The organism is Corallococcus carmarthensis (assembly GCF_003611695.1).
GTDB lineage: Bacteria > Myxococcota > Myxococcia > Myxococcales > Myxococcaceae > Corallococcus > Corallococcus carmarthensis.
In genome coordinates this window covers 79837-96761 of the sequence record NZ_RAWE01000004.1, presented here as the reverse complement: position 1 = coordinate 96761, position 16925 = coordinate 79837, and the positions used below count along the sequence as shown (strand labels likewise).

Sequence of the window (16925 nt, the reverse complement as noted above, 5' to 3'; positions counted from 1 at the left end):
ACAGACATGAGTGACATCGACCAGCGGATCGCCAGCCTGCCTCCGGAGAAGCGCGCGCTGTTGCTGCGGCGGCTCGCGGAGAAGGAGGCCGCGCAGGCCGGGGCGAAGGCCGCGGCGCCAGCGCTGCCCGCGCGCGATCCGGCCCAGCCCGCGCCCCTGTCCTTCGCCCAGCAGCGGCTGTGGTTCCTGGAACGGTTGCAGCCGGGCACGGCGCTCTACAACAACCCCGCCGCCTTCCGCATGCGTGGCACGGTGGACGTGGCCGCGCTCGAATACGGCCTGGCCCAGTTGGTGCGGCGGCACGAAGCGCTGCGCACCGTCTTCACGGAGCGGGACGGACAGCCCTTCCAGGTCATCCTGCCGTCACTGGAGCCCAGGGTCGCGCTCGTGGATCTGCGCGAGCTGCCAGAAGCGGCGCGCGAGGCCGAAGCGCTTCGGCTGGCCCGGGAGGAGGCCCAGCGCCCCTTCGACCTGGAGCACGGTCCGCTCTTGCGCGTGGGGCTCTTGCAGCTTTCGGAGCGAGAGCACCTGTTGCTGCTGACCATGCACCACATCATCTCCGACGGCTGGTCGCTGGAGGTGCTGGTCCGCGAGGCGGTGACCTTCTACGCCGCGCGGCTTTCGGGGACATCCGCCGCGCTCGCGCCCCTGCCCTTGCAGTACGCCGACTTCGCCGCGTGGCAGCGGAACTGGCTCCAGGGAGACGTGCTGCGCACGCAACTGGACTACTGGAAGCAGCGGCTGGGCGGCACGCTCCCCGTCCTGGAGCTGCCTTCGGACCGGCCGCGTCCGGCCACGCTCACGCAGCGGGGCGCCACGCACTCCTTCCTCCTGCCCGCGTCCACGCGGCGCAAGCTGGAGGCCCTCTGTGCCCAGGAGGGCGTGACGCCGTTCATGGCGCTACTGACGGTCTTCAAGCTGCTGCTCGCGCGCCATGCGTCCCAGGAGGACCTGGTGGTGGGCACGCCCATCGCCGGCCGCAACCGGCGCGAGACGGAAGGGCTCATCGGCTTCTTCATCAACACGCTCGTGCTGCGCACGGACCTGTCCGGGGACCCGTCCTTCCGAGAGCTCTTGCGCCGCGTGCGTGAGGCTTGCCTGGGGGCCTACACCCACCAGGACCTGCCCTTCGAGACGCTGGTGGAGGCGCTCCAGCCGGAGCGGCACCTGAGCCGCACGCCGCTCTTCCAGGTGATGTTCAACCTGCAGAACACGTCCCCGTCCTCGAGCCAGGAGGGCCTCGCGGGGCTGACGCTCAGCCCGCTGGACCTGCACCCGGGCACGTCGATGTTCGACCTGAGCCTGTCGCTGGCCCCGCACGAGCAGGGGCTGAACGGGCTCTTCGAATACAGCACCGACCTGTTCGACCCGGCCACCATCGCCCGCCTGGGCGAGCGCTACCTCGCGTTGGTGGACGGCCTGGTGGCGGATCCGTCCCAGCGGGCATGGGCGCTTCCCCTGATGGCGGAGGCCGAGCGGCACCAGGTCCTGCGCACGTGGAGCAACGCCAGCGCGAAGCCCGCGCTGGAGACCTGCCTGCACACGCTCTTCGAGGAGCAGGTGGCGCGCACGCCCGACGCGGTCGCGATCGTCTTCCAGGAGCGATCGCTCACATACCGGGAGCTGGACGCGCGCTCGCGTCAACTCGCGGCGCACCTGCGCGCGCTGGGCGTGGGCCCGGACGTGCGCGTGGGCCTGTGCGTGGAGCGCTCGCTGGAGCTCATCATCGGCATGATGGGCATCCTCCAGGCGGGTGGCGCCTACGTGCCCATGGATCCCGCGCTGCCGCGGGAACGGCTCGCCCTGCTGCTCGCGGACAGCGCCGCGCCGGTGCTGTTGACCCAGCAGCGGCTCCTGTCGGAGCTGCCCGAACATGCGGCCCGGGTGCTCTGCCTGGACTCGGACTGGGAACACATCGCACGCGAGCCCGGGGATGCACTGCCCTCCGCAGTCGGCCCCGGACACGTCGCGTATGTCATCTACACGTCCGGCTCCACGGGCAGGCCCAAGGGCGTGCTCATCGAGCACCGCGCGGCATGCACCCTGGTGTCCGCGGAGACGCCCCTCTACGGCGTGGGCCCGGGAAGCCGGATGCTCCAGTTCGCGAACATCAGCTTCGACATCTCCGTGGAGGAGATCTTCACCGCGTTGACCTCGGGCGCCACGCTCTGCCTCGCGCCCGCGGAGGCGCTGGCTCCGGGCCAGCCGCTCCAGCATCACCTGAGGGAGGCCGCCATCACGGTGGCGAGCCTGACGCCGGCGGTCCTCGCGGCGACGCCCTCGGAGGACCTGCCCGCGCTGCGCGTCGTCATCTCCGGTGGAGAGGCCTGCCCCGCGGAGCTCGTGTCGCGCTGGGGCACCGGTCGGCGCTTCTTCAACACCTACGGCCCCACGGAAGGCACGGTGGTGGCGACGCTGACGGAGTGCGTGGCGCAAGCAGAGGCGCCCCCCATCGGCCGGCCGCTGGGGCACGTGGAGGTGTACGTGCTCGACTCGCGGCTTGCGCCGGTGCCTCCCGGCGTTCGCGGTGAGCTGTACCTGGGGGGCGCGGGCCTGGCCCGGGGCTACCTGGGCCAGCCGGCGCTGACAGCCGAGCGCTTCGTCCCGCACCCCTTCGCCACGGCCGCGGGACAGCGGCTGTACCGCACGGGCGACGTGGTGCGCTTCCGCGAGGACGGCCAGCTCGCGTACCTGGGCCGCGCGGACACGCAGGTGAAGGTGCGCGGCTTCCGCATCGAGCTGGGAGAGGTGGAAGCCGCGGTGAGGAGCCGTCCGGAGGTCCAGGACGCCGGCGTGCTCGTCCGCGAGGACGTGCCGGGTGACAAGCGGCTGGTGGCCTACGTCGTCCCCGCGTCCGGCCAGACGCTGGACGCCGTGGTGCTCCGCCGCGCGCTGAAGGACGCGCTGCCCGACTACATGGTGCCGTCCGCCTTCGTCGTGATGGACGCGCTGCCGCTCACACCCAACGGCAAGCTGGACCGCGCCGCCCTGCCCGCTCCCGTCCAGGGCGCGGCGCGCGAGCGTGAATACGCGGCCCCCCGCACCGACGTGCAGCGCCAGCTCGCGGACGTCTGGTCGGAGCTGCTGCGCGTGGAGCGCGTCGGGCTCCACGACGACTTCTTCGAACTGGGCGGCCACTCGCTGCTCACCACGCAGGTCCTGTCGCGGATCCGCAAGGTCTTCCAGGTGGAGCTCCCCCTGCGCGATCTGTTCGACGCGCCCACCGTGGCGGGGTTGTCCGTCGCCGTGGAGGCCGCCATCGCGCGCGGTCAGGGCGTGCACCGGCCGCCCTTGGAGCGCACCTCGCGCGAGGGCCGGCTGTCGCCCTCCTTCGCCCAGCAGCGGCTGCTCTTCCTCGAAGAACTCGAACCGGACAGCCCGCTCTACAACATCCCCGCGGTGGTGCTGCTGGAGGGTGCCCTGGACGCCGGGGCGCTCGAAGGCGCCCTGTCCGAGGTGCTCCGCCGTCACGAGTCGCTCCGCACGACGTTCCACGTCGATGACGCCGGACCCTTCGTGCGCGTCGCCACGGCCGCTCCGCGCACCCTGGAGCAGATGGACCTGGGCCACCTGCCGGAAACGGAGCGCCTGTCCGAGGCCCTGCGGCTGGCGCAGGAGGAGGCCCAGCGCCCCTTAGCGTTGGCCACGGGCCCGCTCCAGCGCGCGCGCCTGATGCGGCTGGATCCACGCCGGCACGTGCTGGTGCTGACGATGCACCACATCGTGTCCGACGGCTGGTCCATGGGACTGCTCGTGCGGGAGATGGGAGCGCTCTACGCGGCGTTCCACGCGGGCCAGCCCTCGCCCCTGCCGGAGCTGGCGTTCCAGTACGCCGACTTCGCGGCCTGGCAGCGCGGCTGGCTGCACGGCCCGGCGCTGGATGCGCAGCTCGACTGGTGGAGGAAACAGCTTTCAGGCGCGGCGCCCGTCCTGGATCTGCCCACCGACCGGCCCCGCCCCGCGACCCAGACCTTCCGGGGCGCCACCGTCCCGGTGCGCATGCCCGCGGAGCTGGCCCTGGCCGTGCGCGAGCTGAGCCAGCGCGAGGGCGTCACGCCCTTCATGCTGCTGCTGGCCGCCTTCCAGGTGCTGCTGCACCGCTATTCGGGCCAGGACGACATCAGCGTCGGCTCCCCCATCGCGGGCCGGAACGTGGCGGAGTCCGAAGACCTCATCGGCCTGTTCGTCAACTCCCTGGTGTTGCGCGCGCGGCTGGGTGAAGCCACCACGTTCCGCGAGCTGCTGGCCCAGGTGCGGGAGACAACACTGGGCGCCTATGCCCACCAGGACCTGCCCTTCGAGCGGCTGGTGGAAGCGCTCCGGCCCGCGCGCGACCTCAGCCGTCCGCCCCTCTTCCAGGTGATGTTCGTCCACGACCAGGACGAGCGGCGGGAGCTGGCGTTGCCGGACCTCACCCTGCGCCCGCTGGGCGTGGAGCAGCGCACGTCCAAGTTCGACCTCACGCTCTTCCTGACCGTCACGCCCGAAGGCCTGAGCGGCGCGTTCGAATACAACGCGGACCTCTTCGACGCCTCGACGCTCGAGCGCATGGCCGGGCACCTCCAGCACCTGCTGCGTGCCGCCATCGCGCAGCCGGGCCTGCCCCTCTCCCGCCTCTCCCTGCTGCCAGAGGCGGAGGCGCGCCAGCTGCTGCGCGAATGGAACGCCACGGACACTGCCTTCCCGGGCGAGGACTGCCTCCACCACGCCATCGAGGCCCAGGCCCTCCGCACACCGGACGCGCTCGCCGTCCTCGACGACACCCGGACGCTCACCTTCCGGGAGCTGGATGCGCAAGCCAATCGCCTCGCCTGGTACCTGATGCAACAGGGCGTGGGTGCCGAGTCGCGCGTGGCCCTGTGCCTGGAGCGCGGCGTGGACCTGGTGGTCACCGTGCAGGCCATCCTCAAGACCGGGGGCGCCTATGTCCCCATCGATCCGGCCTATCCGCACGAGCGCCAGGCCTTCGTGGTGAAGGACAGCGGGACCCAGCTTGTCGTGACCCAGACGCACCTCGCGCCGCGCTTCGACGCGCCGGGGGTGGCCGTGCTGTGCATGGATGACGTCGCCGTGCGCGAGGCGCTCGGCCGTGAGAGCGTATTCACTCCGCCGCGCGCGGGCCGTGCGGAGCAGCTCGCGTACGTCATCTACACGTCGGGCTCCACCGGCTGGCCCAAGGGCGTGATGATCCAGCACGCGTCGGTGATGAACCTGCGCGGTGCGCTCGCGAACACCGCGCACGCGGAGCGCCGGGGCCCGCTGCGCGTCACCCTCAACGCCCCGCTCGTCTTCGACGCCTCCGTGCAGCAGCTGGTGCAGCTCGCGGACGGACACGCGCTGTGCGTGGTGCCTCAGGAAGCCCGTGCGGACGCGGCCCTGCTGGTGGCCTGGCTGGAGCGCCACGCGGTGGACGTGCTGGATTGCTCGCCGTCGCACCTGCGCCTGTTGCTGGAGGAGGGCTTGGGCTCCAGGCGTCCCCTGCGCGTGCTGGTGGGCGGCGAGGCCGTGGACGCGGAGCTGTGGGCGACGTTGTCCGAGCATCCCCGCATCGACTGCTTCAACGTCTACGGCCCCACCGAGTGCACGGTGGACTCCACCTGCCGCGCGGTGCGGGGTGCGGCGCGCTCCACGCTGGGCGGTCCGCTGGCCAACGCTCGTGCCTACGTGCTGGACGGCCACCTGAACCCCGTGCCCGTGGGCGTGCCGGGAGAGCTGTACCTCGGCGGAGCGGGCCTCGCCCGGGGCTACCTGGGCCGGGCGGATCTCACCGCCGAGCGGTTCCTTCCCAACCCCTTCGGCACGGCCCCCGGCGAGCGGCTGTACCGCACGGGTGACCAGGCCCGCTGGCTGGCCACGGGCGAGCTGGACTTCCTGGGCCGCGTCGACTTCCAGGTGAAGCTGCGCGGCTTCCGCATCGAGTTGGGCGAAATTGAAGGCGTGCTCGCGCGGCACTCCACCGTGGGCAAGGCCGTGGTCGCGGTGCGCGAGGACTCGCCGGGCCACCCGCGCCTGGTGGCCTACGTCGTCCCGGCACCGAGCGAAGTGGTGTCTCCCGCGGCACTGCGGGAGCACGCGGAGCAGCGGCTTCCGGAGTACATGGTCCCCACGGTGTACGTGGCGCTGGAGTCCCTGCCGCTCACCGTCAACGGCAAGGTGGATCGCCGGGCGTTGCCGGCGCCCGAGCCCGTCACCATCGCGCGGGTCGCCACGGGGCCGCGGACGCCCGTGGAGCACACGCTGGTCGCCGTCTGGGCCTCCGTGCTCCGGCGCGAGGACATCGGCATCCACGACAACTTCTTCGAGCTGGGCGGCGACTCCATCAGCAGCATGCAGGTCAGCAGCCGCGCGCGGCAGGCAGGCCTGCGGGTCACCCCGAAGCAGCTCTTCCGGCACCAGACCATCGCGGAGCTGGCAGCGGTCGTGACGCAGGGCCCGTCCCGCCCGGACGAACAGGGACCCGTCACCGGCCGCGTGCCGCTCACGCCCATCCAGCACGCGTTCTTCGAGCAGGCCTCGCCGGAGCCCCACCACTTCAACCAGTCCGTGCTGCTGGAGCCCCGCGAGCGCCTGGACGCCGCGCGGCTGGAGCAGGCGCTCGGCCACGTGACGCGGCACCACGACGCGCTGAGGACGCGCTTCACCCGCACGGCGGAAGGCTGGGAGCAACACGTCGCGGGGCCGGAGGCCACGGCGGTGTTGAGCCAGGTGGACCTGTCGCATGTGCCCGAGGACGCGCGAACCTCCGCGCTGGAGCAGGCGGCGGCCCACGTGCAGCGCGGGCTCGAGCTGTCCCAAGGCCCCCTGATCCACGCCGCCCTCTTCGACCGGGGCGAAGGCCACTCCCAGCGGCTGCTGGTCGTAGTGCACCACCTGGTGGTGGACGCGGTGTCCTGGCGGTATCTGCTGGAGGATCTGGAAGCGGCCTACCAGCACCTGGGCCGTGGCGAGCCCGTGGCACTGCCGCCCAAGACGACGTCCTTCAAGAACTGGGCGGAGCGGTTGGAAGCCCACGCGCGCTCGGAGGCCCTGGAGCGCGAGCTGCCGTTCTGGCTGACGGGTCCGGCGCAGGCCGTGCGTCCGCTGCCCGTGGACAAGGCGGGAGACAACACGCTCGCGTCGGCCCGCACGCTCACCGTCTCGCTCGAAGTGGAAGAGACGCGCGTCCTGCTCCAGGAGGCCCTCGGCACCTTCCGCGCGCGGGTGGACGACGTGCTGCTCACCGCGCTCGTGCTCGCGTTCGCGCGGTGGACGGGACAGCCCCGGCTGCGGGTGGACCGCGAAGGCCACGGCCGCGAGGAGCTCTTCGACGACGTGGACCTCTCCCGCACCGTGGGCTGGTTCACCGCGATGTCGCCCCTGTCGTTGGAGGCCGCGCCCTCCGAGTCTCCGCTCCTCACGCTGCGCCGGGTGGGCAAGGCGCTGCGCGCGGTGCCGGGGCGGGGGTTGGGCCACGGCCTGCTGACGTACCTGCGCCGGGATGAGCACTCGCGGAAGCTCCAGGCCCGGCCGCGCGCCCAGGTGCTCTTCAACTACCTGGGGCAGCTGGACTCGCTCGCATCGGGCACGGCGCTCTTCGCGCTGGCTTCCGAACCGAGCGGCCCCGCGCAGAGCGACCAGGGTCCGCGCTCCCACCTCCTGGAGGTGAACGGGGGCGTGTTCCAGGGCCGGCTGGAGCTGTCCTGGACGTACAGCGAGAACCTCCATGAGCGGGGCACCATCGAGTCGCTCGCCCATGGCTACCTGGAGGCCCTGCGGGCGCTGCTCGCGGAGCACCACGCGCAGCGCGCCTCCCTCCTGCCCCGGGTGGACCTGTCGCTGGCGGAGCTGGACCGGCACGTGCTGGAGAAGGTGCTGGAGCAGACCCCGGACCTGGAGGACCTCTATCCGCTCTCGCCGGTGCAGGAGGGCATGCTCTTCCACGCGCGGCTCAGCCCCGACTCGGGCGTGTACTTCGAACAGCTCGCGTGGACGTTCCGGGGACAGGTGGACATGTCCCGGCTCCATCGCGCCTTTGGCGAGCTGGTGGCGCGCAACGCCATCCTCCGCACCACCTTCCTCTGGGAGGCGGTCCCCCAGCCGCTCCAGGTCGTGCGAACGAAGGTCGCGCTGGAGTGGACGGAGCACGACTGGCGCGGGCTCGACGCCACACAGCAGCAGGCGCGGCGGGAGGCACTGCTGGACGAAGACCGGAAGCGGGGCTTCGACCTGGTGCGCACGCCTCCGTCACGGGTGGCGATGGTGCGGGTGGCGGAGGGCGAGTGGCGCTGCCACTGGAGCTTCCACCACCTGCTGCTGGACGGCTGGAGCGTGGGGTTGCTGTTCAACGAGCTCTTCGCGCTCTACGACGCGCTCGAGCAGGGACAGCCGCTCCAAAGGGAGCGGGCGCCGGAGTACCGGGGCTACATCGCCTGGCTGAAGCAGCAGGACCTGGGCGAGGCCGAGACCTGGTGGCGCCGGACGCTCTCCGGCTTCACGACGCCCACGCCGCTGCCGGACTCCGTCATCACGGTGCGAAAGAGCGGCGAACTGCCGACGGTGAAGGAGCTGAAGCTCCGCCTGCCCGACTCGATGACGGAGGCGCTCCAGGCCTTCACCCGCCGCCACCGCGTCACGCTCAACACCCTGGCGCAGGGCACCTGGGGACTCGTGCTCGGCCGCCATGCGGGCGTGGACGACGTCGTCTTCGGGGCCACCGTCTCGGGCCGTCCCCCCGCGCTTCCCGGCGTGGAAGGGATGGTGGGCCTGTTCATCAACACGCTGCCGGTGCGCGTGCGGATCCCCTCGCAAGAGGGACTGGTGCCGTGGCTCCAGCAGCTCCAGGAGCAGCAGCTGGAGATGCGCCAGTTCGAGCACAGCCCGCTGGTCCAGGTGCAGGGCTGGAGCCAGGTGCCGCGAGGCACGGCGCTCTTCGAAAGCATCCTCGTCTTCGAGAACTACCCGTTGGCCGCCGAGGTGAAGGAGCAGGCCCAGCGGCTGGAGATGGATGACGTCGAGCTGCTCGACCGCAACAACTACCCGCTCTCCGCCTGCGTGATGCCCCAGGACGCGACGGTGCTGATGTTGTCGTACGACACGGAGCGCTTCAGCGAAGCCACCGTCCAGTTGCTGCTGGGCCAGTGGCGCACCGCCATGGAGCAGCTCCTGGAGGCCCCCGCTGGCCGGCTCTCGGACCTCACGCTGCTGACGCCCGACGAGCGTCAACGCATGCTGGTCGCGTGGAACGACTCGCGCGTCGCCTTCACCCAGGACACCTGCGCGCACCACCTCTTCGAGGCCCAGGCCGCGCTCACGCCGGACGCCCCCGCGCTGGAGTGCCAGGGCACCACGCTCACCTACCGGGAGCTGGACTCACGCGCCAACCAGCTCGCCCACCACCTGCGCCTGTCGGGTGTGGGACCGGACACGCCCGTGGGCCTGTGCTGCGAGCGTTCGCCAGAGCTGGTCATCGGCATGCTCGGCATCCTCAAGGCCGGCGGCGCGTTCCTGCCGCTCGACCCGGGCCATCCGCCGGAGCGCATCGCGTTCATCCTGCGCGACGCAGCCGCGCCCATCCTGCTCACCCAGTCCGCCATCGCCGACGAGCTGCCCTCGCAGGGTGAACAGGTCGTGTGCCTGGACGACGACTGGCGCGCCATCGCCCGTCAGCCCACGCAGGCGCCCACCTCCCGCGTCCTGCCGGACCACCTCGCCTACGTCATCTACACCTCTGGCTCCACTGGAAGGCCCAAGGGCACCCTTCTTCACCACCGCGGCCTCTGCAACACCGCCCAGGCCGCCGTCCTTCGCCACGGCTTCTCCCCTTCCTCTCGCGTCCTCCAGTTCGCCTCTCCCTCCTTCGACGCCTCCGTCTGCGAAGTCTTCTCCTCCCTCCTCGCGGGCGCCTGCCTCGTCCTCGCTCCCGCCCACGCACTCCTGCCGGGCGCGCCCCTCCAGTCCTTCCTCGCGGCCCACTCCATCTCCGCCGCCACCCTCACCCCTTCCGTCCTCGCTCTCCTCGAGCCCGAAGCGCTTCCTTCGCTTCGCACCGTCATCTCCGCTGGCGAGGCCTGCCCTCCCGAGCTCTCCCGCCGCTGGGCCCCGGGCCGCAACCTCCTCAACGCCTACGGCCCCACCGAGGCCTCCGTCTGCGCCTCCATCAACCCGCGCCTCGGCCCCGACTCCCTCCACATCGGCTCCCCCTGGCCCAACACCTCCCTCTTCGTCCTCGACTCCTCCCTGCGCCCCGTTCCCCTCGGCGCTCCGGGTGAGCTCTTCATCTCCGGCGTCGGCCTCGCGCGCGGATACCTTGGCCAGCCTTCCCTCACCGCCGAGCGCTTCCTTCCGCACCCCTTCTCCTCGTCGCCCGGCGCACGCCTCTACCGCACGGGTGACAGGGCCCGCTGGCTCCCGGATGGCTCCCTCCAGTTCCTCGGCCGCCTCGATGACCAGGTGAAGCTGCGCGGCATCCGCATCGAGTTGGGTGAGGTGGAAGCCGCTCTGCGCCTCCACCCCTTCCTCACCGACGTTGCCCTGTTGCTGCGCGAGGATGTCCCTGGCGACAAGCGCCTCGTCGCCTACGTCACCGCTTCCCAGCCGCCCCAGCACTCCGAGCTGCGCTCCTTCCTTGAGCAGCGTCTTCCCTCCTTCATGGTCCCCTCCGCCTTCGTCCTCCTCGACTCGCTGCCTCTCACGGCCGCGGGCAAGGTCGACCGCAAGGCCCTGCCTGCTCCGGAGCAGCAGGGGCTCACGGACAGCTACGTCGCGCCCCGGACTCCCACGGAGGAACTGCTGGCGGGGCTCTGGGCCGACATGCTCGGACACGAGCGCGTGGGTGTGGCGGACGACTTCTTCGAGCTGGGCGGGCACTCCCTGCTGGCCGCGCAGCTCATCACCCGGATCCGCGCCACCTTCGACCGCGAGCTGTCGCTCAACGATCTGTTCGAGGCTCCCACCGTCTCCGCGCTGGCGGTGAAGCTCGGCTCGGCCCAGGAGGCCCTCCACGCCGCGCCGCCTCCGGTGGAGCCCGGCGAAACCGTGGACGAGCTCCCGCTCTCCCTCTCCCAACAGACGTACTGGTCTCCTGAGCGCGGAGGCCCCTCGAGTCCGCTCAACTCCGTGCCCATGGCCTTCCGCGTGGACGGGCCGCTCGACGAGACGGCGCTCTCCCAGGCGCTGACGGAGCTGGTGCGACGGCATGAAATCCTCCGCACCACGTTCCCCGTCGTGGACGGAGTGCCCGTCCAGCGCATCGCGGCCTCCAGTGTCCTCCCGTTGGAACGCCTCGACCTGGGAGCCCTGCCGGATCAGGAGGCTGTCCTGTCACGGCTCCACGAAGAGGCCTGGCGTCCCTTCAACCTGGAGCAGGGCCCGCTGATGCGCGCGCTCCTGCTGCGGCGGTCGGAAGAGCAGCACCTGCTGCTCCTCAACCTGCACCATGCGCTCACCGACCTCGTGTCCGGGCAGGTGCTGGTGTCGGAGCTGGCGGTGCTCTACGGCGCCTTCCAGGAGGGACGGGAGTCGCCGCTCCCCGAGCCCGCCTTGCAGTACCGCGACTTCACGCGCTGGCAGCACGCATGGCTCCGCGATGGAGTCCTGGACGGTCTGCGGAACTGGTGGGAACGGAAACTGGAAGCGCCCCTGCCCCTGCCAGCGTTGACTCCGGAGCCGTCGCTCGAGGCCGGGCACAGCGCGCACGCCTCCAGGAACGTGCCCTTCACGCTGCCGCCAGAGGTCTCCGGGCAGCTCGTCGCCTTGAGCCGCCGTGAGGGCGTGACGCCGTTCATCCTCCTGATGGCGGCCTTCCAGGTCGTGCTGGCGCGGGCCTCGGGCCACGACGAAGCCCTGGTGGCCTTCGCCCACGCGCACCGGGTTCGTCCGGAGCTGGAGCGGATGCCGGGCATGTTCGCCAACCTGCTCGTGGTGCGCACGCCGCTCGCGGGCAACCCAGGCTTCCGCGAGGTGCTGCGCCGGGCGCGCACCGCCTACCTGGAAGCGTTCGACCACGCGGGGCTGCCCCACGCCGAACTGATGCGATTGTTGGGAGCAAGCAGCACCAAAGCGCTGCCCGCGGGGTTCTCCTTCGCCCAGGGCGGCGAGGACACGCAGGGGCTGCCCGGGCTCACGCTGAGCCCCGTACCGCTGGAACTGGAGATGACCGTGAGTGACGTGTCCCTGTCCGTGCTCCAGGGCCCGGATGGGTTCAGTGGCGATTTCGAATACCGTGCCGGGCTGTTCCGCCAGGAGACGGTGGAGGCGCTGGGCGAGGCCTTCGTGGGGCTGCTGGAACGAGTGGTGGCGGAGCCAGAGGCGCGGTTGGACTCGCTGACGGGTCCCGCCGGCGCGCTCGCTGGGACGTTGACGGGCCGGGGTGTCGCTTGAATCTGCTGAAGATGTTGCTGAAGAGCTCGAGGCTGGCGCTGGTGCTGGCCGTGGTGACGGGACTGGCCTCGGGCGCGAGCAGCGCCGGACTGCTCGCGCTCACGGGCGCCGCGCTGGTGGGCAAGGCCCAGGGCATGGGGTGGTACTTCGCCGCGTTGTGCGCGGTCGCGCTGCTGGCGCGCTTCGCGTCGCACGCGGTGCTCAACTGGATGCACCACGGGCTCGTCTTCCAGATGCGCACGGAGCTGGGGACGCGGATGCTCGCCACGCCCCTGCGGCGGCTGGAGGAGCTGGGCAGCCACCGGCTGCTGGCGGCGCTCACCGCGGACATCTCCTTCGTCGGCGCCGGGCTGATGCTGCTGCCCCAGCTCATCATCCACCTGGCCATCCTCATCGGGTGCCTGGGCTACATGGCCTGGCTGTCCCGGCCGCTGCTGCTCACCACCCTGGGCTTCATGGCGGTGGGCATCGCGACGTACATGCTCCCCGCGCGGCGCTCCCTGGGGCTGATGCGGACGGCGCGTGAGCTGTACGACCGGCTCCTCAAGCACTTCGATACGCTGTCCGAAGGCACCAAGGAGCTGAAGATGCACCGCGAGCGCCGCCTGGCCTTCCTGCGCGAGGACCTGGTGGGCACCTCCGCCTCGCTGCGCAAGGTGGACGCGCTGAGCGGCGCCATCGACGCGGCCAACTCCAGCTGGGGCATGCTGCTGTTCTTCGCCATCATCGGGCTGCTGCTGTTCGTGGTGCCCACGTTCGGCGGGGTGGACTCGGCGACGCTGACGGGCTTCAGCCTCACCATCCTCTACATGCAGCAGCCGCTGGACTCGGTGCTCAACAGCTTCCACGGCGTGGGCCAGGCCACCGTCGCGCTGGGAAAGCTGGACGCGCTCGGCCTGGGACAGGAACCGCCGGAACTACAGGGGTCGCTGGAGTCGCCCCGCGCCTTCGAGCGCCTGGAGCTGCGAGCCATCACCCACGCCTACCGCCGGGACCACGAAGACGGCCGCTTCCTGCTGGGCCCCATCGACCTGACCTTGCGCCCGGGGGAGCTGGTGTTCCTGGTGGGAGGCAACGGCAGCGGGAAGACGACCCTGGCCAAGCTCCTCATCGGCCTCTACTCGCCCGAATCCGGAGCGGTCATCCTGGACGGCAAGCCGCTCACCGACGAGCGCGACTGGGAGCGCTACCGGCAGCTCTTCTCCAGCGTCTTCGTGGACTTCTGCCTCTTCGACCGGATGCTCGGCCTGGAGCGGCAGGACCTGGCGGAGCAGGCCCAGCGCTACCTGGAGCGTCTGCAATTGACGCACAAGGTCCGCATCGAAGGGGGCGCGCTGTCCACCACCAGCCTGTCGCAGGGACAGCGCAAGCGGCTGGCGCTGTTGACCGCCTACCTGGAGGACCGGCCGTTCTACCTCTTCGACGAGTGGGCCGCGGATCAGGACCCCGTCTTCAAGGCGCTCTTCTACGAGCAGCTGCTGCCGGACCTGAAGCGCCGGGGCAAGGCCGTGCTGGTCATCACGCACGACGACCGCTACTTCCACCTGGCGGACCGGCTGCTGCGGCTGGAGTACGGCCAGCTGCTGCCGGAGGAATCACAAGCCCTGCGCCCGCACGGCTCGTGACGGACAGTGGGTCCGCCACGAGCGGGACGCCCGGGGGGCCTACTCCTTGTAGGCCATGAACCCGATCCGCTCCACGCGCTCGGTCCAGGCCTTGGAGAGCGCGGCCTGGAACTCGCCGCCGGCGAGCAGCTCCTGCAGGGCGCGGGTGGAGGACTCCAGCTCGGAGGGCACGGTGCCGGGCTGCCAGCTCTGCACCACGGTGTTCCTGCCGCCCAGCTTCGAGGTGAGCACGTCCTTGACCAGCTCGCTGATCATCTCGGAGAGGTTGGCCTTGTGCCAGAAGCCGATGGCGCAGGTGGCGACGACACCGCCGGTGCTGGTGGCGACGTGATACGCGGAGCCGGGCCAGTACATGATGTCGCCGGGCTCGGCCAAGAGGACCGTGGCGTCCTTTTCGAAGAGCGGGATGGCCTCATTGCCGGCCTGGAGCTGCTGAAGGCGCTCGGGGTGCTCGTCGAAGTACGCCTCCGGCCACACGAGCATCCGCTTGCGCCCTTCGATGACGAGCGTGAGCACGTCGGCGGAGTCATCCTTGTGGATGCCGAACGGCGTCACGTCGTAGTCACCGGCGAAGATGGTGGACTCGACGTTCCGCGCGGGGATGCCCACGCGTGAGATGAGCGGCGCCAGCAGCTTGCGCAGCAAGACGCCCAGCCGCGCGTTGTAGAGCTCCACGTCGTTGAGGATGATCCCGACGCGCGCGCCGTCGAAGGTGGCGTTGAGCTCCTTCATGTAGCCCGACAGCCCGTCGCCCCGAGGCAGGAACTTGAGCTGCTCGGTGGGGCCAATCTGGCGGCCTTCGACGAAGAGGCGCACGTGGCCGCCGCGCTGCTTGACCGGCGGAGCGTTGGGTCCCTGGCCCAGGCTGTGCGCGACATAGCCGCCGAAGCTCTCCAGGACATCCATGCCCGTCAGGAAGTCCTTCGGCAGCACACCCTTCAGGACCACGGCTTTCTTCTTCCAGCAGTCCCGAGCGAAGCCGTCCCAGAACTCCGCCGACAGTTCCGTCTTTTCCACGAAGAACCTCCCTTTACGGGAAGCGTCGGCTGGCTCACACTCTGTGTCAATACAGGTCTGCACCCGGGCGAAAAGCTTCTTCGCCCGGGGAGCCTCAAGGCACTACGGGCAGGCGCCGGTGCCCGTCGCGCCAATCGCCGGCAAGCCGCTCGCGCGGTTGGGCAAAGGCAGCTCGGGGTGATCGAAGGGCGCCCGCTCCTTCTCCACGCGGCAGTCAGTCAGCGCGTTCGTCAGGAAGTCGATGAGCGCGGCCCGCTGGGCGGTCGTGAGGGTGAAGGGCTGCAGCAGGCTCGTGGTCTGCGGGTTCGGCACGTCGCGGCCTCCCTGCGCGTAGAAGTCCACGACGTCAGCGATGGTGGCCTTGCCGCCCTGGTGGAAGTACGGCGCCGTCAGCTTGATGTTGCGCAGCGAAGGCGTCTTGAAGGCGCCCAGGTCGAAGGGCGAACCGCTGATGGACACGGGGACGCCCAGCGCGCCCAGACGGCCACGGCCCGGATCCTCGTTGGGCGGACGCAGGCCCAGGTTGTGGAAGCCCTGGTCTCCTCCGTCCGCGTTCAGCGCTCCCGCCACCTGGTACGCACGCCAGCTCGCGTCCGAGAGCAGGCCGCCGTTGTGGCAGGTGTTGCAGCGCGCGGGCCCCAGGAAGACGCCGAAGCCGTGCAGCTGATTGAGCGACAGCGCCGTGATGTTGCCCTCCAGGAACTTGTCGAGCGGGGTGCGGTCCGGCACCAGCGTCGCCTGATAGGCGTAGAGCGCTTCACCGTAGATGAGCGAGAACTCCGCCTCCGCGTTGGTCGCCAGCGTGAGTCCGAACGCGCGAAGGACGAGCTCCTGGTACGTGCAGGGGACACCGTCGCAGATCAGGCCCGTGCCCGAGGGGTTCGCCAGCGGCCCGAGCACGCTGTCGTTCGTCGCGACGTGCTGCAGCCGCAGCGCCGGGCGCGGGAGCATCTTCGTGCCGATGCTGTTCGGACCATTGAACGGACGGCCCGTGCAGGTCATCTCCACGTCGTCCACCGGCGGCGCCACCGCCTGCGACGCGAGCGCCACGTTCTCGATGGTGTACGGCCCATTGCCGTTGCCCAGGTGGCCGAAGGGATCCCGGCCGTTGAAGACGTGCGTGGCCAGGCCGTCCCAGAACAGCTCGCGGAAGTACACCGCGCCAATCATCGTCGGGCTGTTGCGCGCGCCCACCCGGCGCTCGGTGTACCAGGGGAAGGCCGAGACGACCTGGCACATGTCCGTCGACTGCGAGAGGTCCGGGTTGATGCCGATGAACGTGGAGCGCACCGCGCCCTGTGAACCGATGCGGTCGTTGTTGGTGACATTCGACGGCGTGAAGAGCTGGCCCGCCGCCGTGACACCGCCGCTCGCGAAGATGCCGTCGATGCCCGGGTTCACCGTGTTCATCGTGCGGTCGTCCGCGCCACCCCGGAAGTGACAGGTCGCGCACGCGGTCTGCGCGTCCGAACTGAGCTGCACGTCCCAGAACAGCGCCTTGCCCAGCTGCACCGCCGCGGGCATGTTGACGATGTGCAGGCCCTTCGGCGCGGGCACGTGCTCGGCGCGCAGGGGCAGGATGCGCATGAGGTCGTAGCCGCCGGGCGGCAGGGTCGACGTGCCGCGCGCCTCCAGGCCCGTGGTGTTGGCTTCGATGCCCACCGTGGAGAGCGCCAGCGCGGTCGCCGCCGCGGCGGTTTCGGCCATGGCGACGTCTTCCGCTTTCGCGTTCGTCGTCGCCGACACGGGCGCCGCCGTCACGGGCGCCGGGGCCGGGGCGGCCCCCTCTTTCGAGGGTGGCGACTCCGCGCTCGGGGTACAGCCCGCGAGCGAGGCCATCAGGATTCCGAGCGTGAACCGCCGCCCGAACAACGGGGATGAGGATGGATGATCAGGCATGGTGAGGCTCCTTCGTGCGAGGAGATG

The 16925-nt window shown here is 70.8% G+C and carries 4 protein-coding genes; 2 read left to right on the top strand and 2 right to left on the bottom strand.

Going from position 1 to position 16925, the window contains the following annotated elements; genetic code table 11:
• Positions 1-6: 6 nt before the first annotated feature.
• Positions 7-12357, top strand: a complete 12351-nt coding sequence (locus D7X32_RS02195; RefSeq protein WP_120600826.1) for a non-ribosomal peptide synthetase — start codon at positions 7-9, stop codon at positions 12355-12357.
• 11 nt (positions 12358-12368) lie between these two features.
• Positions 12369-13982 (top strand): cyclic peptide export ABC transporter, encoded by a 1614-nt coding sequence (locus D7X32_RS02190; RefSeq protein ID WP_208752284.1) that lies wholly within the window; start codon positions 12369-12371, stop codon positions 13980-13982.
• A 39-nt stretch (positions 13983-14021) separates the two neighbouring features.
• Here the strand turns inward: D7X32_RS02190 and D7X32_RS02185 are convergent, their stop codons facing one another.
• Both D7X32_RS02185 and D7X32_RS02180 read right to left on the bottom strand, forming a co-directional pair.
• Entirely contained in the window at positions 14022-14999 is a 978-nt protein-coding gene (locus tag D7X32_RS02185; RefSeq protein ID WP_120600824.1) for a JmjC domain-containing protein, read from the bottom strand.
• 102 nt (positions 15000-15101) lie between these two features.
• Positions 15102-16898 (bottom strand): cytochrome-c peroxidase, encoded by a 1797-nt coding sequence (locus D7X32_RS02180; protein WP_120600823.1) that lies wholly within the window; start codon positions 16896-16898, stop codon positions 15102-15104.
• Positions 16899-16925 lie beyond the last annotated feature (27 nt).